Raw genomic sequence first — 19,112 nt, 5'->3', positions numbered from 1 at the left:
TCGTGTCCGATGACCGGGAGAACGCTTCGGCTCGTGCTGCGCGCTACGAGAAGGAGGTGCAGGACCTCAACTCTCAGATCGGCTTCCTGCAGGAAGAGGTCTCACTGCTGCGCCGCAAGCTCACCGAGGGCCCCAGGCACGTACGAGGCATCGAGGAGCGGCTCGCCGCCGCCCACGCCAACGTGGCGCGGCTCGGTGAGCAAAACGAGAAGCTGGTGTCGACCTTGCGCGACGCGCGCGAGCAGATCGTCCAGCTCAAGGAGGAGATCGACCGGCTGGCGCAGCCGCCGAGCGGTTTCGGCGTGGTGCTGGAGGTGCAGGCCGACAACACCGTCGACGTCTTCACCGGTGGCCGCAAGCTGCGGGTCGCGGTGTCGCCGTCGGTGGAGATCGACGAGCTGCGCAAGGGCCAGGAGGTCCTGCTCAACGACTCGCTCAACGTCGTGCTGGCGCTCGGCTTCGAGCGTGCCGGCGAGGTGGTGAGCCTCAAGGAGCTGCTGCACAACGCCGACGGTCTGGCCGACCGCGCGTTGGTCGTCGGCCGCGCCGACGAGGAGCGCGTCGTCCACCTGGCCGACTCGCTGACCGAGGCACCGCTGCGTGCCGGTGACGCGTTGCTGCTGGAGACCCGCAGCGGCTACGTGTACGAGCGGATCCCCAAGTCCGAGGTCGAGGAGCTGGTCCTCGAAGAGGTGCCGGACATCGACTACACCGACATCGGTGGCCTGTCCAGCCAGATCGAGGCGATCCGGGACGCGGTCGAGCTGCCGTTCCTGCACGCCGACCTGTTCCGCGAGCACCAGCTGCGGCCGCCGAAGGGCGTGCTGCTCTATGGTCCGCCCGGCTGCGGCAAGACGCTGATCGCCAAGGCGGTGGCCAACTCGCTGGCCAAGAAGGTGGCCGAGGTGCGCGGCGAGGACCCGACCGCCGACCGCAACACCAAGTCGTACTTCCTCAACATCAAAGGCCCGGAGCTGCTCAACAAGTACGTCGGTGAGACCGAGCGGCACATCCGGCTGGTGTTCCAGCGCGCCAGGGAGAAGGCCTCCGAAGGCACCCCGGTGATCGTGTTCTTCGACGAGATGGACTCGATCTTCCGCACGCGTGGCTCCGGTGTCTCCTCCGACGTGGAGAACACGATCGTCCCGCAGCTGCTGTCGGAGATCGACGGCGTCGAGGGCTTGGAAAACGTGATCGTGATCGGCGCGTCCAACCGCGAGGACATGATCGACCCGGCCATCCTGCGGCCCGGCCGGCTGGACGTGAAGATCAAGATCGAGCGGCCGGACGCCGAGGCGGCCAGGGACATCTTCTCCAAATACATCACCACCGAGGTGCCGCTGCACTCCGACGACCTGGCCGAGCACGGCAAGGACCGGCAGGCCACCGTGCAGGAGATGATCCAGCGGGTGGTCGAGCGGATGTACTCCGAGTCGGAGGAAAACAAGTTCCTGGAGGTCACCTATGCCAACGGTGACAAGGAAGTGCTCTACTTCAAGGACTTCAACTCCGGCGCGATGATCCAGAACATCGTGGACCGCGCGAAGAAGATGGCCATCAAGGACTTCCTGCTGACCGGCGGCAAGGGCCTGCGGATGCAGCACCTGATGGACTCGTGCGTCGACGAGTTCCGGGAGAACGAGGACCTGCCCAACACCACCAACCCGGACGACTGGGCCCGGATCTCCGGCAAGAAGGGTGAGCGGATCGTCTACATCCGTACGCTCGTCACCGGCAGCAAGGGTGCCGAGGCCGGCCGGTCGATCGACACCGTCGCCAACACCGGCCAATACCTGTAGGACGCACCGCGGCAAACGCCTGACCGGCACCGCCGGTCAGGCGTTTGGCTGTCAGCGACGGGTCAGGCCGATGCGCAGCACGTCCCTGACGTAGATCTCGACGAAGATCGGCAGCCACGGGTCCTCGTCGATGCGCGCGAACACGTCGACGATCCGCTGGTCCGGCTCGGCGGTGAGGTGGACCGTACGCCACAGGTTCAGCGGCTGGTCCTCGGTGCCGCCGACGGCGTGCTCGACATGGAAGAGCGGTTGGTCGGTGGTCGCCCGCAGAGGTGCTCCGTCGGGGCCGGGGTGGCTGGCCGCGCCGATGAAGGTGACCGTCTGGCTGGCGTGGTCGAGGTGGGTCTGTTCGATGATCAGGCCGTGCCGGTGGGGCTCCAGCCACAGACGCTGGGACGACCTGCGGACGTACGTATCGTCGCCTCCCCACGCCTGTGCGCTTCCTTCGGCCACCACTCGCGGGATGTAGATGTCCGGCCGCCGCGCCTTGCGCACTTCGATGTCCCACAACATCGTTCGCGTAAGGACCAACGGCTCGCTGACCTCGTAACGCTCGGCCAACACGGCGTTGACGTCGATCGGCCGCATCTCGTATCGCGTATTGGCTGGGTCGTCCCAGGCCTGAGCGAACACCTTTTCGTGCATCAGCGTGACCTCGGTTCGAGTACGAGAACGGGGATCTGCCGGTCGGTTGAGCGCTGGTAGTCGGCATAGTCGGGGTACGCGTCGACCGCGCGGCGCCACCAGAGCGCCTTTTCGTCGCCGAACACCTCACGGGCCCGGTAGTCGCCGGTGACCACGCCGTCTTGGAGATTGACCTCTGGCTGCGCGAGCAGGCTGGCGTACCACCGCGGGTTGGTTGGTAGTCCGGCCTTCGACGCGACGGCCGCATATCGGCCGTCGTGTTCGACCCGCATGAGCGTTGCCCGGCGGATTTTGCCGGTCTTGGCGCCGCGGTAGGTCAGGAGCACCGTCGGACGGCCCTTCACGGTGACGCCGTCGGTGGTCCCGGTGCGCTCGATCTGATCGAGATGGCCGCGGATCCACTCCGGCGTACCCATCGCCGGCTCTCGGTCGCGGTTGTCGACGTTGGCCGTGAGGGTGTTCAGGACGCGGGGGAGCTCGGTGACGGTCTGGGCCGGCAGACCGGCGATGGTCTCCTCGGCCAGCACCCGCCACAGCCATTTGACCTTGCCGACGAGGTCCCGGCCGCTGTCGGTCAGCTCGACGATGCTGGCGCGCTTGTCCGACGGCGCGGGTTTGCGGCTGATGTGGCCACTGGCCTCCAGTTTACGGGTCATGAGTGTGACGCTCGGCGGCTCGCAGCCAAGTGCCTCGCTCAGCTGGGCCTGGATCATCGGTCCGGTCCGGTCGAGCTGGAGCAGCAGCGCTTCCTGGCCGGTGTGCAGACCCAGCGGCGCCAGCAGCTCGGCGGCTCTGGCGCGGTGGCGCAGGCTCAGCATGCGGATGGCCTGGTTGAGTGCGTCGGCCTGAGCGAAGTCCATGACGTCTCCTTAATTAGTTATGCGCATAACGTTATGCGCATAACTAAATCTCGGCAAGCCCTGGCTGCCGGCGCGCGGCGGTGATTCTGGACAATGGCGGCATGACGACGACCGAGGCTGCGTACATCCATCCGACCGCGTCCGCCGACGACGGCGCCGTGATCGGGGCCGGCACGAAGGTCTGGCACCTGTCGTACGTACGGTCCGGCGCCAAGGTTGGCCGCGACTGCAACCTCGGTCGCAACGTCTACGTCGATCCCGGCGTGGTCATCGGCGACCGCTGCAAGATCCAGAACAACGTCTCCGTGTATGTCGGCGTGACGCTCGAGGACGAGGTCTTCGTCGGTCCGTCCGCGGTCTTCACCAACGACCTCAACCCGCGCGCCACCAAGGACGACTGGAAGGTGTCGCCGACGGTCGTACGCCGTGGCGCGACCATCGGCGGCGGCGTGACGGTCGTGTGTGGCGTGGAGATCGGGGAGTACGCCTTCGTCGCCGCCGGTGCCGTGGTGACCAAGGACGTGGAGCCGCACCGGCTCGTCGTCGGCAACCCGGCGCGGCCGATCGGCTGGGTCAACCGCAACGGCGACGTGGTGTCCAAGGCCGCCGACCGTCCGGACGACTCGCTGCTCGCCTAGGGCCTGTTTCGAAACAGGCCCTAGTGCAGCGTGATCGCTGACTGCACCGGCAGGTGGTCGCTGGGATACTGGCCGCCGCGCTGGTAGGTGTTGATCAGTGCAGCCGAGGTGGTGATCCCCGGCGAGGTGAGGATCCAGTCGATCCGGTCGCCGTCCGGGACCAGCGGCCGATAACCGTGGAAGGTCGCGTAGAGCGGGCTCCGGCGCGCGGCGGTGACCCAGCTGTCCCTGAACGGACCATTGGTCACCAGCTTGTCGTAGACGGTCTCGCCGGGCTTGCCGGCCTCGTTGAAGTCTGCGGTCATGATCACCGGCAGCTTCGGGTCCAGCTGCGCCTCGCGCTGCAACACCAGGTCAGCCGCCTTGGACCGCGCGACCGCGTCGAACGCCTCGAAGTGGCTGTTGATCGCGTAGAACTGCTTGTGCGTACGCCGGTCGAGGAAGCGAGCCCAGGTGACCATCCGCGCGCAGCAGCCGCCCCAGGTCTTCGACCCCATCACCAGCGGAGTGTCCGAGAGCCAGTAGTGGTCGTACGCCATCACGCGCAGTCGCCTGGAGTCGTAGAAGATCATCATGAACTCGCCGTTGGACCCGCCTTCGCGGCCGAGGCCCAGTGACCGGTAGCTCGAGCCGAGGTCGTCGCCGATGTCGTTGAGCTGCTCGAAAAGTCCCTCCTGCGTGCCGATCAGGTGTGGCCGCTCGCGGCGCAGCAGGCTGGCCATCACCGGCCGCCGCTCGGCCCACGAGTTCGGTGTGGTGGTGCTGGCATAGCGGAGGTTGAACGTCATCACGTGCAGCTGGTCGCCGCGTACCGGCAGGCCTCCGGAAGCGGTGGCGGCCGATCCGGTGGTGAGCAGGCTGGTGAACACGGCTACGGCGACGAGCATGACGGCGTACGGCCAGCGCGGCATGGATCCTCCTGGTGCGGGACAGGGTCACCGCACGCTACCCGGCCGGACTTGACCGGATCTTTGCCTGTCGAAGGCCGGCATGTGAAGGACGCGCGTCGGGTTGACCCCTCCACCCCAGGGTGGAACCTCGCGTACCCACCCGCGGACCGAAGAAACGCCTGCATAACGGCCATAGTGTCAGTGATGTCAGACGACATCTCATGGGGAGACCTTGATGACCGAGAGCGCCGCACCGCGGCAACGAGCGATGAAGAAGCTGGCGATCGGCCTGATCGCGGACGTGGGCCTGCCGATCATCGCCTACTACGGCCTGCGGTTTTTCGGCTTCGACGAATACCTCTCGCTGCTGGCCGGCTCGGTGGTGGCCGGCGTACGCACGCTCTACGTCGCGGTCAGGGCACGGAAGCTGGACGGTTTCGCCGTGTTCATGCTGGCGACCTTCGTCTTCGGCCTGGCCATGACGTTCGTGACCGGCGACGCGCGCTTCCTGCTGGTGAAGGACTCGTTCGGCACCAGCCTGGTCGGCGCGATCTTCCTGGTCACCAGCTTCTTCGGCAAGCCGATGGTCTACTACGGCGCTCGGCGGTTCGCCGCCGGGACGCCGGAGAAGGTCGCCGAGATGGACCGGCGCTACGCCACCGAACCGCGTTTCCGGCAGACCTTCCGCACCATGTCGCTGGTCTGGGGTTGCACGCTGCTGGTCGAGGCGGCGGTCCGCATCCCGCTGGTCTATCTGCTGCCGGTGGACGTGATGGCCGGCCTGTCCCAGATGACCGGCATCGCCGTCATCGGCCTGCTGATCCTGTGGACCATGCGATACGTCCGCCGGCGCCGCCGGGAGGGCATGTTCGCCACGACGCCGGCGCCGGTTCTGGTCAAGTAAGCCGAACCGAAGGCCTTCCTCCAACGCGAGGAAGGCCTTCGGCCACGTGTCGACCGCGCCATCAGCTGGTGAACATCGAGGTCACGTTGACCATCGTGCCGGTGATGCCGGCGGCCTGGTCGGAGGCGAGGAAGGCGATCGTCGCGGCCACCTCGTCGATCCGCGGTGAGCGTTTGGTGAGCCGCATGCCGGCCAGGTTGTCCAGGATGCCCTGTACGGCCTCGGCGGTGATGTTGGCGTTGACCTTCGAGAGCTTCTCCACCGTCAGTGTCTCCGGCACGCCGGCGACCCACAGGCCCAGCACGCGTACGCCCGCCGGTCCCAGCTCGATCGCCAGATTGCGGATCAGCGTGTCGGTGGCCGCGTCGGCCAGGCCGGTGCCACCCATCATCGGGCTGCCCTGCGCCGAGCCGCTGTTCAGGCCGAGGATGGTGCCGTGGCCCTGGCGGACCATCTGCCGGCCGGCGGCGCGCGCGGTGAGGAAGTTGGCGGTGACGCCGTTGACGATGCACTCGACAAGGTCACCGGGGCTCATGTCCAGCAGCGGGATGCCCTGTACGTCGCCGCGGGTGATCAGGTTGAGCGACACGTCGATGCTGCCGCCGCGCTCCACGACCGACGCCGCGTGCTCGTCGATGGCGCGCTCGTCCAGCGCGTCGACGACGTCGACCTCGGCCTTCTCGCCGATCTCGGCGGCCACCGCGGCGAGCGTTTCCTTCGTACGCCCGGCCAGGAACACGCGCGCGCCCTCGGCGGCGAACTTCTTCGCGACCGCCGCGCCGAGCGATCCGCCGGCGCCGTAGATGATCGCGTTCTTCTTCTCCAGCAACATGGTGGTCAGGTCCTCCTGGTCTGCGTCACGACCAGGTCAGGTTGCCGCAGCGGAGGGTGAGGTGTCGTCATCAGATCTGTGGAAGTTCGTGTCCGGAGATCTGCGCGCCGACACCGCGCAGCACGCGCCCGCCGAGTTGGCGCAGGTGCTCGGCGAGCTCCGGCGGGCCGTGCACCTCGAACTCGCATCCCAGCTGCACGAACCGGAAGGCCAGCCACTCCAAGGTGTCGGCGGCCGACCGTACGCGGCAGCTGTGCTCGTCGATCGGCGTGACGTCTCCGAACTGTTCGCCGAAACGCTGCATGACCGCGTCCGCCGGCAGCTGGACCGTGACGTCGGCCCTGTAGGTTGGCAGCAGGCCATACATCCGGTCGCGCACGTACGCGACCGCGTCCGTCGCCGGCAGCTCGCGCGGTGGCGTCCGCACGCCGGTCAGCTGTGGCCGGGCGATCCGGTCGACCCGGAAGATCCGCCAGTCGCCGCGCTCGAGGTCGTACGCGACCAGATACCAGCGGTGCCCGGCGGCGACCAGCCGGTGCGGCTCGACGAACCGGCGCGTCTGGGTGCCGTCGCCCGCGACGTACCCGAACCGCAGCCGCTCGCTGGCGGTCGCCGCGCCGGCGACAGTGGCCAACACCTCTGGATCGATCACCGGCCCGTCCATGTTCCAGGAGAGCGTCGCGGTGCCGAGGTTGCGTACGCGATGCCGCAAGCGGGACGGCAGCACCTGCAACAGCTTGCCCAACGCGCGTACGGACGCGTCCTCGATGCCGTCGACCGGCTGACGCGCCGCCGTACGCAGGCCGACCGCGATGGCCACCGCCTCCTCGTCGTCGAGCAGCAGCGGCGGCATAGCCGAGCCCGCGACCAGCTGATATCCGCCGGTCGTCCCCATCGACGCGCGGACCGGATAGCCGAGGTCGCGCAGCCGTTCGATGTCGCGCCGGACCGTACGCGTGCTGACACCGAGTCGGTCGGCGAGTTCGCTGCCGGGCCACTCACGCGGCATCTGCAGCAGCGACAACAGGCTCAGCAGGCGTCCAGGCGTATCCGTCACCACACCAGCATCGCAGCCATCTAGGACACAAGCCGGCCTAGATGGCCGCCGGCCGCACGGTCAGATCACGCACACCACGGCACTCCTGTCAGCCGAGGCCATTAGGCTGAGTTGGTGACAACACGACGGGTGATGGGCACCGAGGTCGAATACGGCATCGCGGTGCCCGGCCAGCCCCAGGCCAACCCCATGGTGACCTCGTCCCTGGTCGTCAACGCGTACGGCTCCCGCGAGGAGCTGGCCCGGCAGCGGCGGACCCGGTGGGACTACGAGGAGGAGTCGCCGCTGCGCGACGCGCGCGGCTTCACTTTCGGCGGCGCGCTGTACGACCCGGCTGAGGCACTGGCCGACGAGGATCTGGGCCTGGCCAACCTGATCCTGACCAACGGCGCTCGGCTCTATGTCGACCACGCGCATCCGGAGTATTCGACGCCGGAGGTCATGACACCGCTGGACGTCGTGCTGTGGGACAAGGCCGGTGAGCGGGTGATGGCCGAGGCGGCACAGCGTGCCAGCACGGTCCCCGGCGCGCCGCCGCTGCAGCTCTACAAGAACAACACCGACAACAAGGGCGCCTCGTACGGCTCGCACGAAAACTACCTGTGCAGCCGCGAGACGCCGTTCGCCGAGATCGTCGCGCACCTCACGCCGTTCTTCGTCACCCGGCAGGTGATCTGCGGCGCCGGCCGGGTCGGCATCGGCCAGGACGGCTCGCAGGACGGTTTCCAGCTGTCGCAGCGCGCCGACTACTTCGAGGTCGAGGTCGGCCTGGAGACCACGCTGAAGCGGCCGATCATCAACACGCGCGACGAGCCGCACGCCGACGCGGACAAATACCGCCGGCTGCACGTGATCATCGGCGACGCCAACCTGTGCGAGGTCTCGACGTACCTGAAGGTCGGCACGACCTCGCTGGTCCTGGCCATGATCGAGGCCAGATTCCTGCCGGACGACCTGGCCATCGCGGAGCCGGTCGGCGAGCTGCACCGCGTCTCGCACGACGTGTCGCTCAAACACCAGCTGCGGATGCGCGACGGGCGCCGGTTGACCGCGCTGCAGATCCAGCACGAATACTGTCAGCGCGCGCGCAAGTTCGTCGAGGATCGTTACGGCACCGACGCCGACGAGCAGACGCTGGACGTGCTCAACCGGTGGGAATCGGTGCTGGAGCGGCTCGGCGACGACCCGATGAAGTGCTCCCGCGAGCTGGACTGGGTCGCCAAGCTGCGGCTGCTGCAGGGTTATCGCGACCGTGACCGGCTCGGCTGGGGCTCCTCGCGGCTGCAGCTGGTCGACCTGCAATATGCGGACGTACGGCCGGAGAAGGGTCTCTACAACCGGCTGGTGGCGCGTGGTGCGGTGGAGCGGCTGGTGACCGAGGAGCAGGTGCTGAGTGCGACCACCGCGCCGCCGGAAGAGACGCGCGCGTACTTCCGCGGCCGCTGCCTGCAGAAGTTCGGCGGCTCGGTGGTCGCGGCGAGCTGGGACTCGGTGATCTTCGACGTCGGCCGTGAGTCGCTCGTACGCGTGCCGATGATGGAGCCGACGCGCGGCACCGCGGCACACGTCAAGGACCTGCTCGACCGGTGCGACACCGCCGAGCAGTTGATCGATACGATCACCGGCGCACCGAAATAGGTTGGTTCCGGCATCCGTCGCAAATCACCCAGCGGTGATGAAGCTGAGAGCGTAAGAATTTCTTGCCCGTGGCCGATGGCGACTGCGCGCCGCTGCCGGTTCGGCGAGATATCGTTTGGACATAGGCACGTTTCGCTCGACACCGGGAGCGCCGATGGCAACGCGGGAAAGTGGCGGTCAGCAGCACCGCCGGAGCACTGAGGACGAGGAGACGCCGGCGCCGGAGCCGAGTCCGGAGGCGGCCGAGCGGCACGAGAAGCTCTCCGACGACGTCGACGACGTGCTGGACGAGATCGACTCGGTGCTGGAGGAGAACGCCGAGGAGTTCGTCCGCGGTTACGTGCAGAAAGGCGGCCAGTAGGCCGCGGTGCCGGCCGCTGCCGGTATGGTCACCGACGAGAATTTCCCTGCCTGACCTGTGAGGAGACAAGCAACGTGGCTGCCGGTCCGATGTCGTACGGACGCCTGCCGGATTTCTTCAGCACGCCAGGCACCTCGTCGTTCACCGAACTGCTCGGCAACGTGGCGCCGGAGCTGCTGCCCGGGCGGCGGCCGCTGCCGCCGGGCAGCGCGGCGGAGCTGAGCCCGCACGGCACCACCATCGTGGCGCTGCAATATGCCGGCGGCGTCGTGATGGGTGGTGACCGGCGCGCCACCGCCGGCAACATGATCGCCAACCGCGACATGCAGAAGGTCTACGGCGCCGACGAATACTCGGTGGTCGGCATCGCCGGCAGCGCTGGCCTGGCGCTGGAGTTCGTCCGGCTGTTCCAGGTCGAGCTGGAGCACTTCGAGAAGATGGAAGGCGTCACGCTGTCGCTGTCCGGCAAGGCGGTGAAGCTGGCCAACATGGTGCGCGGCAACCTGGCCGCCGCCATGCAGGGGCTCGCGGTGGTGCCGCTGTTCGCCGGCATCGACCCGGACGCCGCCGACCCGGCCAGCAGCGGCCGCATCTTCTCGTACGACCCGACCGGCGGCCCGTATCCGGAGCAGAAGTTCCACTCGGTCGGCTCCGGCTCGATCTTCGCGCGCGGCTCGCTCAAGAAGCTCTACCGGGACGGCCTGTCCGGTGACGAGGCGGTCCGGATCGCCGTCGAGGCGTTGTACGACGCGGCCGACGACGACACCGCCACCGGTGGTCCCGACCTCGGTCGCGCGATCTATCCGGTGGTCTATCAGGTCGACATCGACGGAGCGCGCCGGGTCGACGAGGACGCCATCGCCGAGGTGGCGCGCGCGGTCGTGGACGGCCGCGTCGACAAGGGTTAGAACCCAGCAGATCGACGGAAGGGGCCGAGACAACCGTGGCCATGCAGTTCTACGCGTCACCCGAGCAGATCATGCGCGACCGCTCGGAATACGCGCGCAAAGGCATCGCGCGCGGCCGCAGTGTGGTCGTGCTGAGCTACGCCGGTGGCGTACTGTTCGTGGCCGAAAACCTGTCCTCGGCGCTGCACAAGGTCTCCGAGATCTACGACCGGATCGGGTTCGCCGCGGTCGGCCGTTATGCCGAGTTCGAGCAGCTGCGGATGGTCGGCGTGCGGCTCTGCGACGTGCGCGGCTACAACTACGACCGGGTCGACGTGACGAGCAAGTTCCTCGCCAACGCATACGCGCAGACGCTCGGATCGCTGTTTCTGGAGCAGACCAAGCCGTTGGAGGTCGAGGTCTGCCTGGCGCAGGTCGGCGCGACGCCGGCCGACGACGAGCTCTACCGGATCACCTATGACGGCTCGGTCGGTGACGAGCCCGGCTACATCACCATGGGTGGACAGCCGGAAGGCATCTCGGCGGTGCTCAAGGAGGGCCACAGCTTCGACCTGGAGGTGGCCGACGCGGTCAAGCTGGCGGTGAAGGCGCTCGGCAGCGTCGGTGGCGACAACGGCTCGCCGCGCCAGCTCAAGGCCGAGCAGCTCGAGGTCGCGATCCTGGACCGTACGCGCGCCGGCCGCGCCTTCCGCCGGATCCGCACGGCGGCGCTGCAGGAGATCCTCGGCGAAGACACGACCGAGCCAACCGAGCCCGCTCCGGCCAAGGACGACGACGCGCCAACCGCCGCGGAGAACACGACCGACACCCCGGAGTCGTAGCCTCACGGCCCACCAGCGCCACCCCCACAACCCCACCGACCGCCCTCACCGCCACCGCCGAGTGGCGCCTTTCGCGCGTCGCTCGCCGAGCGGCGCGTTTTGGCCGCCAGTCGCTGAGCGTCGCCTTTCCGGTGTCGCTCGGCGAGCGCCGGGGTTTCTGTGCCGTTCGCCGAGTGTCGTGGTTTTGGCGTCGTTGGGCGCTGAGTGGCGCCTTTCCCACGTCGCTCGCCGAGCGGCGCGTTTTGGCCGCCAGTCGCTGAGCGTCGCCTTTCGCGCGTCGGTCGGCGAACGGCGCATTTCCGCCGCCAGTCGCTGAGCGTCGCCTTTCCGGTGTCGCTCGGCGAGCGCCGGGGTTTCTGTGCCGTTCGCCGAGTGTCGTGGTTTTGGCGTCGTTGGGCGCTGAGTGGCGCCTTTCCCACGTCGCTCGCCGAGCGGCGCGTTTTGGCCGTCGATCGGCGAGCGCCGGGGTTTCTGTGCCGCTCGGCGGGTGGCGGGGTTTCTGCGGGCGTGGCGGCGGTCAGCCGAGGTACGAGCGGAGTGACTCGAGCCAGACCGCGAAGCCGTTGCGCTCGAAGTGATCGGTCCAGCGCTGCCGCTCATGGTCGGCGCAGTCGAAGGTGGCCCACCACTCCACGAACGCCCGTCCGGAGTCAGTGATCGGCGTGACGCGCAGGGTCGCGTGATAGTCGCGTACGGGATAGGGGCTCGGCTCGCACAGGTCGTACGTATAACTACGCTCCGCGTCCGAGTGCGCGACCAGCCGCTGCCGCATCAGGTGCTGGCCGCTGACGATCCGGCGTACGCCGCCGACCGCGTCACCGGCCTTGCCGTCCTCCATGCTGACCTCGGACACGACACCGGCCCACGCGTAGTGGTCGAAAGCGCGGATCGCCTTCCAGACATCGTCGGCGGTCTGGTCAAATACGGTGCTGTAGTAAGCCTTTGGCATGCCTCGAGCCTTCCAACGTCAGCACCGGAAAGCTGGCGGCTAACGGACTTCGGCGTGCGCGCGCAGCACGTCGACGAACACGGCTGTGAGGACACTGACCGGCGGCGCCCCCGTTTTCCATGCCGCGATGAGCCTGACGATGGCGATCGCGGTGTGCGCGTCGACGTTCGACCTCGAGGTCGCGCCGCCATTGCACGTCGTTGCAGGACGTGATGTCGGACAAGGAATCGCTGTGGAACACGATGATCGACAAGTACGGACTGGAGCCGCATCCCTACGCGGACGTGTCGTCGTGACGTTTCGCCGAGGCGTTTTTCGGGTGGGATTATGACCTTTTCGCGGACGGAAACGGGATTCGCCGGCTCGGCTTCCACGAGTTCGTCGACACCGAGCAGATGTTCGCCGGCTTCTTTGACAATTTTCGAAAGCGTCGGGTCATCCCGTAGCCGTCGTTTTTGCGCGCTAACCTGACTGCGAGCAGCAGGAGGGATCAAGCGCGTGGTGCCGACGGTCGTGAGTCCGGTGCTGGTCGACCGTACGGTGGAGCGGTCCAGCATTCGGTCCGCGTACGAGCAGGCAAGGCAGGGTCAGTCGGTCACCGTGCTGGTGTCCGGCGAGGCCGGCATCGGAAAGTCACGCTTGGTGACCGCCACGCTGTCCGACCTGCCTGGTGAGCCGCTTGTGCTGACCGGTGGTTGCCTGGAGCTGGGCGCGGACGGCGCGCCGTATGTCCCGTTCGTGGCGATCCTGCGCGATCTGGTACGCCGGTGGGGACGCGAGCGGGTCGAGGAGCTGTTGCCGCTGGCCGGGTCCGCGCTCGGCGGCTGGCTGCCGGATCTGGACCCGGCCGCTGGCGGCTTCGGCCGTACGCGGCTGCTGGAGGAGCTGCTGACCCTGATCGGCCGGGTCTCCGAGACGCGGCCGGTGGTGCTGGTGATCGAGGACCTGCACTGGGCCGACGCGTCCAGTCGCGAGCTGTTCGTCTATCTCGCGCGCAATCTCACCGACCGCGCGGTGCTGCTGGTCGGCACGATCCGCACCGGCGAGCTGGCCGCCGGCCACCCCGGCCGGATGCTGCTGACCGAGCTCGGCCGGCGAGCCGACGTGCTGCGCGTCGACCTTCATCCGTTGGCGCGCCAGCACGTGGCGGCGTTGTTGAGCGCGATCGGCGGGCGTACGCCGGACCCGGTCTGGACCAGCCGGATTCACCGGCGCAGCGGTGGAAATCCGCTCTTTGTGGAGGCACTGAACGCGGCCGGCGAGGCGGCCGCGACCAGCCTCAGCGGCCTGCTGCTGGACCGGGTCGCCGAGCTGCCCGAGCCGGCGCGCCGGCTGCTGCCGGTGGTCGCGGTGGCCGGCACGGAGGTCTCCGACACGTTGCTGCAGACCGTCACCGACCTGCCGGAGGACAGCCTGCAGGACGCGCTGCGCGCGCTCGTCGAGCGTGACCAGTTGGTCGTACGCGCCGACGGTTACGCGATCCGCCACGACCTGATCCGCGAGGTCGTCTATCAGTCGCTGCTGCCGGGTGAGCGCCGGCGGATCCACACCCGGTACGCACGTGTGCTCGCCGGCCAGCCGGAGGCCACCGCGGCGCTGGCCGAGCACTGGGCCGCGGCCAACGAGGTCGCGCTCGCGCTGCCGGCCGCCTGGCACGCGGCCGAGCGCGCCGGCCGGCAATACGCCTACGACGAGCAGCTGCACCTGCTGGAGCGCGTGCTGAGCTGGTGGGACGCCGTCGACAAGCCGGCCGAGCTGGTCGGCGTCAGCCGCTCGTGCGTGCTGGAGACGGCCGCCGCGGCATCGTACGCGGCCGGCAACTCACCGAGCGGCATCGCGCACAGCACGGCCGCGCTGGCGGAGCTGGAGCCGGCGGCTGACCCGGTGCGTACGGCGAAGCTGCTCAGCCTGCGTGGCCGGCTGCAAAACCGGCTGAGCGGCGGCGGTCGCGACGACCTGGCCGCGGCGGTCGCGCTGGTGCCACCCGGCGTGGCCGACGAGATCCGCTGCGAGCTGCTGGCCTGGCTCGCGTTCGTCGAGGCGGTCGAGGGGCTGTCCGATGCCGCGATCGAGCACGTCACGGGGGCGCTGGAGCTGGCCGAGCGCTGCGGGAACGACCGCCTGCGCGCGTTGCCGCTGCTCGTACGCGCACGGCTCGACTCGGTCACCGGCGACCTGCCGGCTGTGCGGGCGATGTTCGCCGAGAGCCGCCGGCTGGCCGAGGCATCCGGCGACGACTACAGCTATCTGACCAGCGTGCAGTGGGAAGCCGTGGTGCTGCGGGTCGCCGGTGCGTACGCGGAGGCCGCGGCGATCGCCAAAGCCGGACAGCTCGCCGCCGAACGGCTTGGCCAGGGTCGTGCGCGCGGCAGCATGCTGGCGCAGAACCGCGCCGGCGCGCTCGCCTCGCTTGGTCGGTGGGACGAGGCCCTGGAGGTCGTCGACGACGCGCTGGCCGACGATCCGCCGCAGTTTTTCGCCGTCATGCTGCGATGCGTCGAGGCGGAGATCGCGCTCGGCCGCGGTGAAGGTGAGCGGTGCGACGAGCTGTTGGCCTATCTGGACCGGCACGTGCGCGCCGGTTCGACGACCGGGTGGGTCGCCGTGTGGATCGCCAACCTGCGGATCCGGCGCGCGATCGAGCGCGCGGAGCTGGATCTTGCCGACGACGTGCTGGCCGCGGCGCTGACGTTGGTCCCGGACGACCTCCTGGCCTGGCATCAGGAGGTGATGGAACTGGCGGCGACCGGAGCCAGGCTGGCGCGTACTCGCCGGACCGCCAACCCGCGCAACCGCCGCCTCGCCGACGAGAGCGTCGAGCGAGTGGCCGAGCTGCGCGCGCTGATCGACCGCGTACCGCCCGAAACCACCCCGCTGCTCACCGCCTATCGGCTGACTTTCGAGGCAGAGAGCGGAAACGGCGCCCTGGCCGACTGGGACCGGGCCGTCGAGGCCTGGCGAGCGCTCGGCAACGCATACGAGCTGACCGTGTCCTTGATCAGCGCGGCCGGTGCGGCTTTGGTCTCCAGCAACAGATCCGGCGCGCGGTTGCGGCTGCGTGAGGCCCGATCGATCGCCGCCGATCTCCGCGCCGCGCCGCTGCTGGACCGCATCGACGCGCTGGCCGTACGCGCGCGGCTCGAGGAGGAGGACGAGGCGGAGTCCGATGACGCTTTTGGCCTGACGCCGAGAGAAAGGCAGGTCCTCGGAGTGCTGGCGCGTGGCCTGTCCAACGCCGAGATCGCGGTCGAGCTGTTCATCTCCACCAACACGGTCGCCACGCACGTGGCCAGGATTCTCACCAAGCTCGGGGTCACGACGCGAACCGAGGCGGCCGCGCTCGCGCACCGGTCCAATCTCGCCTAGTGTCCCGACTCGGGACACTAGCGCTCCAGGTCTCCACCGCCTTCTTCGCGCCCGGATGCGCCGTCTTCGGCGGTGCGGCCAGCACGTTCGCGATCTTGTGGGACCAGCACCGTTGCTCGCGCGTGGCCGGGAAGACCTCGCGTAGCGCGCCCCAGAACCCCAGTGCCCCGTCGCCGACCGCCAGCACTGGGGCGATCCATGACCAGGAGGATCCTGGTCGGCGAAGGAGCGTTGCTCGGTCTTCCACTGCTCGGTGAGCTTGGTGCTCACCGGCGCGGACAGGCCATGGCGTGCCTTCCCAACCGATGCGCCAACGTCGGCTTGCTTGAGACCAGTTACTCGATCACCGGGAAGGTACGCCCTTCACAGACCGATCCACAGGTCTGAAGCATTCCTCTTGCCGCTTTCGTTACCTGACTCGATGATCTGGTTGTGTGAGGAGCCACCTGTTCGGTCTCAGTTGAACAGGTGGTAGGTATTTCGCAGCGGTTTCTGCTCGAAGTCCACGTACTGCGGTGGAATGAATTCTGGAACGCCGTCGGTGATTTCCAGCTGCGGCGCCAAACTTCTCACCGGTGGCCAGAGCGCGGCAGCCGCAGAACGTCCGAGCGCGCTGCACACACCGGCTGGCCTCGGTGGGGGAGAACCTCAGGAAATCTTCCAGGAATGCGGCGGTGTCGGCGTGACCGAACTTCGTCGCGATCGTCTCCAATAGTGCGTCCTTTCGGTTGGAGGGCGTCGGTTTTTGGGTTAGGTGTGACCGAATGCGGCGCGTTGGCGGGTGAACGCTGCCAGCAGGGGCAGGTTGCGCAGTCCGGTGTCTTTTCCTTGCCGGATACGGCCTTTGACGCGAGCGTGCTGGCGGTGACGAAGGTCCAGCGCCGGCAACCCGCCCAGCAGGGTGCCGGCCGCGGGCGGGAGTGTCGGCGAGGAAGCAGGTGATGCGGTACCAGCCGCAGTTGCTGGTGCTGAACATCGTGGTCTGCGCACCCGGCGGTGCCCGGCCGCAGGGCCGCCGCCAACGCCTCACCACGCTCGCACCCGCGAAGTGCCTTCCCGTCAGTGAACACCGGACCTTCGACAGGCCCAGTTTCCCTTACAGGACAGGCACTCCCGCCCATTCCAAGCCCGTGTCACCCAAATCCGTGAAACACCTGGCACTAGCTTTTGCTGATCCCGCTTAGCAGAAGGTCCAGATAGGGCTCGATCAGCTGACTGGCTTTGTTGGGACTGACGCGCTCGAGTTTCCCCATCGTCACGAACATGTGCAGGCCGTGCACCAGAGCCCAGCAGGTCTTGACGAGCACGTCGATCTCGGCGTCGACGAAAACGCCGGCCTGCTGTCCACCGTGGAGAATCTCGCCGAGCGCCGTCAGCGCGTCGGTGCCGGCGGCGAGCGCCGGGGAGTCGGGTGGCACGTCGGCGTAGTTTCGCTCGATGAACTGCTTTGCCTCGCCCGGATGGGTCAACTGATAGCGCACGTACGCGGCGGCCGCCGCGCGTAATGCCTTTTCTGGATCGTCGCCGGACTTCTTCGCGGCCGCACGGATCGAGGTGGCGAGGTCGCGCATCACCGCCGCCGCGACCTCCTCGCGCAACTCCTCGAAACTCGCGAAATGCCGATATGGCGCGGCATGGCTCACGCCGGCCTTCCTGGCCACCTCGCGCAGCGACGGGTCGCTGTCCCTGCCGTCGGCCAGCAGCTCTCGGGCCGCCTGGATCAGGGCGGCCCGCAGGTTGCCGTGATGGTACGTGCTGGTTGGCATGTTGACATCATAAACATCTTCGTGCTTTGCTCATGGATGTTACCGACGTAAACATTCGTGAGGGGACTACAGATGGCCACTCGGCGCGTACTCGTCACCGGATCGTCCACCGGCATCGGCCGGGCCACCGCGAAGGCGCTCGCGGACCGCGGCTGGTGGGTCTATGCCGCCGTACGCAAAGGAAAGGACGCGGACAGCCTGCGCGCCGACCTCGGCGCGTCCGGTGCGCCGATCCTGCTCGACGTGACCAACCAGGCCTCCATCGACGCGGCTGCGGCGGAGATCGGCGGTCCGCTGCACGCGGTCGTCAACAACGCGGGCATCGCGGTCGGGGCACCGCTGGAGTTCCTGCCGCTGGACGATTTTCGCCAGCAGCTGGAGGTCAACGTGACCGGCCAGCTGGCCGTCACGCAGGCGTTTTTGCCGCGACTGCGGGAAACTCGGGGCCGGCTGCTGTTCGTCGGCTCGATCGGCGGCCGGATCGCCGGACCGCTGATCGGCGCATACCACGCCAGCAAGTTCGCGCTGGCCGGCATGACCGACACGCTCCGCGCCGAGCTGCGGCCGTTTGGCGTGCAGGTGGTGCTGATCGAGCCGGGCACCATCGCGACCTCGATCTGGGGGACCGCGGTCGGTGCCGGTCGTGCGTTGTACGAGCGGATGCCGGCCGAGGCGCAGCGCTATTACGGTGCGGCGTTGGAGGCGGTGATGAGTACGTCCGAAGAGCGTGGCAGCAAAGGCCTGGCGCCGGCCGCTGCCGCGAAGGTGCTGGTCCGCGTGCTGGAAACGGCACGGCCACGACCGCGCTATCTGATCGGTCGCGATGCCAGGATGGCTTCGGTGCTCCCGTATCTGCCGGCCAGCCTTCGAGCCTGGCTGGTCGCCCAGCAGATGCAGGCAGGGCCGGCCGACTCCGAGCCGGCGGCCGCACCGGCCTGATGGCCGAAAACGTGGGGTGCGTGTCCTTGCTGACATCTCCACTCGGTCGGCAGGCTTGGTCACACGCCTGCCCGAAGGAGCTGTCATGCAGATCGCTTTCGTTCTTTACCCCGGCATCACCGCGCTCGACCTGATCGGACCGTACGAGGTGCTGCGGTCGTTGCCCGGTGCCGAGGTGCGTTTTGTCAGCAACGAGCGCGGTCCGGTCACCGCGGACAGCGAGGTGCTGACCCTGATGTCCACGCACTCGTACGCGGAGACGCCCCGTCCGGACATCCTGCTGGTGCCTGGCTCGGCCACCAACAGCATGGGGATCCTGGAGGACAAGGAGCTGATCGACTGGGTCGTCGAGGCACACCGGACGACGACGTGGACGACCTCGGTCTGCAGTGGTGCGCTCGTACTGGCGAAAGCCGGGATCCTCAACGGCCTGCCGGCGACGACACACTGGATGGTGCAGGAGGGCCTGCGCCACTTCGGCGCCGAGCCGCGTCCGGACGAACGGATCGTCCGCTCCGGCCGGATCGTCACGGCCGCCGGTGTCTCCGCCGGCATCGACCTCGGCCTCTGGCTGGTCGGCGAGATCGCCGGCCGCGAACGCGCCGAGGCCACGCAGTTGATCATCGAGTACGACCCGCGGCCACCGTACGACACCGGCCATGTCAGCAAGGCATCCGACGCCACCATCGAAGGCGCACGCGCCGTTTTCCTCGACATGGCCGGCATTCACGACTGAAAG

Annotated in this window: 18 protein-coding genes and 1 pseudogene; 11 read left to right on the top strand and 8 right to left on the bottom strand. The window is 68.3% G+C overall.

The features are described from left to right. The first annotated feature begins 2 nt into the window (after positions 1 to 2). Complete coding sequence (arc, locus tag GNX95_RS06685) at positions 3 to 1,799, top strand: proteasome ATPase (protein WP_425483873.1); 1,797 nt, start codon at positions 3 to 5, stop codon at positions 1,797 to 1,799. A 51-nt stretch (positions 1,800 to 1,850) separates the two neighbouring features. On the opposite strand, the gene GNX95_RS06680 is transcribed toward arc, so the two are convergent. Then, positions 1,851 to 2,444, bottom strand: a complete 594-nt coding sequence (locus tag GNX95_RS06680; RefSeq protein ID WP_163506246.1) for a hypothetical protein — start codon at positions 2,442 to 2,444, stop codon at positions 1,851 to 1,853. Continuing rightward, positions 2,444 to 3,304, bottom strand: a complete 861-nt coding sequence (locus tag GNX95_RS44000) for a nitroreductase/quinone reductase family protein (protein WP_163506245.1) — start codon at positions 3,302 to 3,304, stop codon at positions 2,444 to 2,446. Before GNX95_RS44000 ends, GNX95_RS06680 begins: the two co-directional genes overlap by 1 nt. 101 nt (positions 3,305 to 3,405) lie before the next feature. On the opposite strand from GNX95_RS44000, the gene GNX95_RS06670 reads away from it, so the two are divergent. Next, entirely contained in the window at positions 3,406 to 3,942 is a 537-nt protein-coding gene (locus GNX95_RS06670; protein ID WP_163506244.1) for an acyltransferase, read from the top strand. A gap of 20 nt (positions 3,943 to 3,962) precedes the next feature. Here GNX95_RS06670 and GNX95_RS06665 read toward each other — a convergent pair whose 3' ends face one another. Next, the gene (locus tag GNX95_RS06665) at positions 3,963 to 4,853 is read right to left on the bottom strand and encodes an endonuclease/exonuclease/phosphatase family protein (RefSeq protein WP_163506243.1); all 891 of its coding nucleotides are present in this window, start codon (positions 4,851 to 4,853) and stop codon (positions 3,963 to 3,965) included. Positions 4,854 to 5,067: 214 nt separating this feature from the next. Here GNX95_RS06665 and GNX95_RS06660 point away from each other — a divergent pair, with 214 nt between their 5' ends. After that, the gene (locus GNX95_RS06660; protein WP_222853430.1) at positions 5,068 to 5,736 is read left to right on the top strand and encodes a VC0807 family protein; all 669 of its coding nucleotides are present in this window, start codon (positions 5,068 to 5,070) and stop codon (positions 5,734 to 5,736) included. A 61-nt stretch (positions 5,737 to 5,797) separates the two neighbouring features. On the opposite strand, the gene GNX95_RS06655 is transcribed toward GNX95_RS06660, so the two are convergent. Next, positions 5,798 to 6,568: an SDR family NAD(P)-dependent oxidoreductase gene (locus GNX95_RS06655; RefSeq protein ID WP_163506242.1), complete on the bottom strand. Its 771-nt coding sequence runs from the start codon at positions 6,566 to 6,568 to the stop codon at positions 5,798 to 5,800. 70 nt (positions 6,569 to 6,638) lie between these two features. Beyond that, the gene (locus tag GNX95_RS06650; protein WP_163506241.1) at positions 6,639 to 7,625 is read right to left on the bottom strand and encodes a helix-turn-helix transcriptional regulator; all 987 of its coding nucleotides are present in this window, start codon (positions 7,623 to 7,625) and stop codon (positions 6,639 to 6,641) included. A gap of 132 nt (positions 7,626 to 7,757) precedes the next feature. Between GNX95_RS06650 and dop the strand changes: the two genes are divergently transcribed. From dop to prcA, 4 genes are all read left to right on the top strand, one after another. Then, positions 7,758 to 9,263: a depupylase/deamidase Dop gene (dop, locus tag GNX95_RS06645; RefSeq protein ID WP_163507887.1), complete on the top strand. Its 1,506-nt coding sequence runs from the start codon at positions 7,758 to 7,760 to the stop codon at positions 9,261 to 9,263. A 154-nt stretch (positions 9,264 to 9,417) separates the two neighbouring features. Continuing rightward, positions 9,418 to 9,624, top strand: coding sequence for a ubiquitin-like protein Pup (locus GNX95_RS06640; protein ID WP_163506240.1), 207 nt, complete (start codon positions 9,418 to 9,420; stop codon positions 9,622 to 9,624). Between the two features lie 89 nt (positions 9,625 to 9,713). Next, positions 9,714 to 10,532, top strand: a complete 819-nt coding sequence (gene prcB, locus GNX95_RS06635) for a proteasome subunit beta (protein ID WP_163507886.1) — start codon at positions 9,714 to 9,716, stop codon at positions 10,530 to 10,532. Between the two features lie 35 nt (positions 10,533 to 10,567). Continuing rightward, positions 10,568 to 11,353 carry a proteasome subunit alpha gene (prcA, locus tag GNX95_RS06630; RefSeq protein WP_163506239.1) on the top strand — a complete coding sequence of 262 codons (786 nt, stop codon included), beginning with the start codon at positions 10,568 to 10,570 and terminating at the stop codon, positions 11,351 to 11,353. A gap of 517 nt (positions 11,354 to 11,870) precedes the next feature. Here prcA and GNX95_RS06625 read toward each other — a convergent pair. Next, a complete protein-coding gene (locus GNX95_RS06625; protein ID WP_163506238.1) occupies positions 11,871 to 12,302 on the bottom strand; it encodes an SRPBCC family protein in 432 nt (143 codons plus the stop codon). Between the two features lie 498 nt (positions 12,303 to 12,800). Between GNX95_RS06625 and GNX95_RS06620 the strand changes: the two genes are divergently transcribed. Further along, positions 12,801 to 15,668, top strand: coding sequence for a helix-turn-helix transcriptional regulator (locus GNX95_RS06620; protein ID WP_163506237.1), 2,868 nt, complete (start codon positions 12,801 to 12,803; stop codon positions 15,666 to 15,668). A gap of 31 nt (positions 15,669 to 15,699) precedes the next feature. On the opposite strand, the pseudogene GNX95_RS06615 reads toward GNX95_RS06620, so the two are convergent. Then, positions 15,700 to 15,861, bottom strand: a pseudogene (locus GNX95_RS06615) (transposase); the annotation flags it as partial. 5 nt (positions 15,862 to 15,866) lie between these two features. Here GNX95_RS06615 and GNX95_RS06610 point away from each other — a divergent pair. After that, a complete protein-coding gene (locus GNX95_RS06610; protein ID WP_163504683.1) occupies positions 15,867 to 16,055 on the top strand; it encodes a hypothetical protein in 189 nt (62 codons plus the stop codon). 773 nt (positions 16,056 to 16,828) lie between these two features. On the opposite strand, the gene GNX95_RS06605 is transcribed toward GNX95_RS06610, so the two are convergent. Next, the gene (locus GNX95_RS06605; RefSeq protein ID WP_163506236.1) at positions 16,829 to 17,434 is read right to left on the bottom strand and encodes a TetR/AcrR family transcriptional regulator; all 606 of its coding nucleotides are present in this window, start codon (positions 17,432 to 17,434) and stop codon (positions 16,829 to 16,831) included. 72 nt (positions 17,435 to 17,506) lie between these two features. Here GNX95_RS06605 and GNX95_RS06600 point away from each other — a divergent pair, with 72 nt between their 5' ends. Beyond that, a complete protein-coding gene (locus tag GNX95_RS06600; RefSeq protein WP_163506235.1) occupies positions 17,507 to 18,373 on the top strand; it encodes an SDR family oxidoreductase in 867 nt (288 codons plus the stop codon). 85 nt (positions 18,374 to 18,458) lie between these two features. Next, positions 18,459 to 19,109 carry a DJ-1/PfpI family protein gene (locus tag GNX95_RS06595; RefSeq protein ID WP_163506234.1) on the top strand — a complete coding sequence of 217 codons (651 nt, stop codon included), beginning with the start codon at positions 18,459 to 18,461 and terminating at the stop codon, positions 19,107 to 19,109. The last annotated feature ends 3 nt before the right edge of the window (positions 19,110 to 19,112 follow it).

The organism is Fodinicola acaciae, from assembly GCF_010993745.1.
GTDB lineage: Bacteria > Actinomycetota > Actinomycetes > Mycobacteriales > HKI-0501 > Fodinicola > Fodinicola acaciae.
This window is presented reverse-complemented; position numbering and strand designations above follow the sequence as displayed.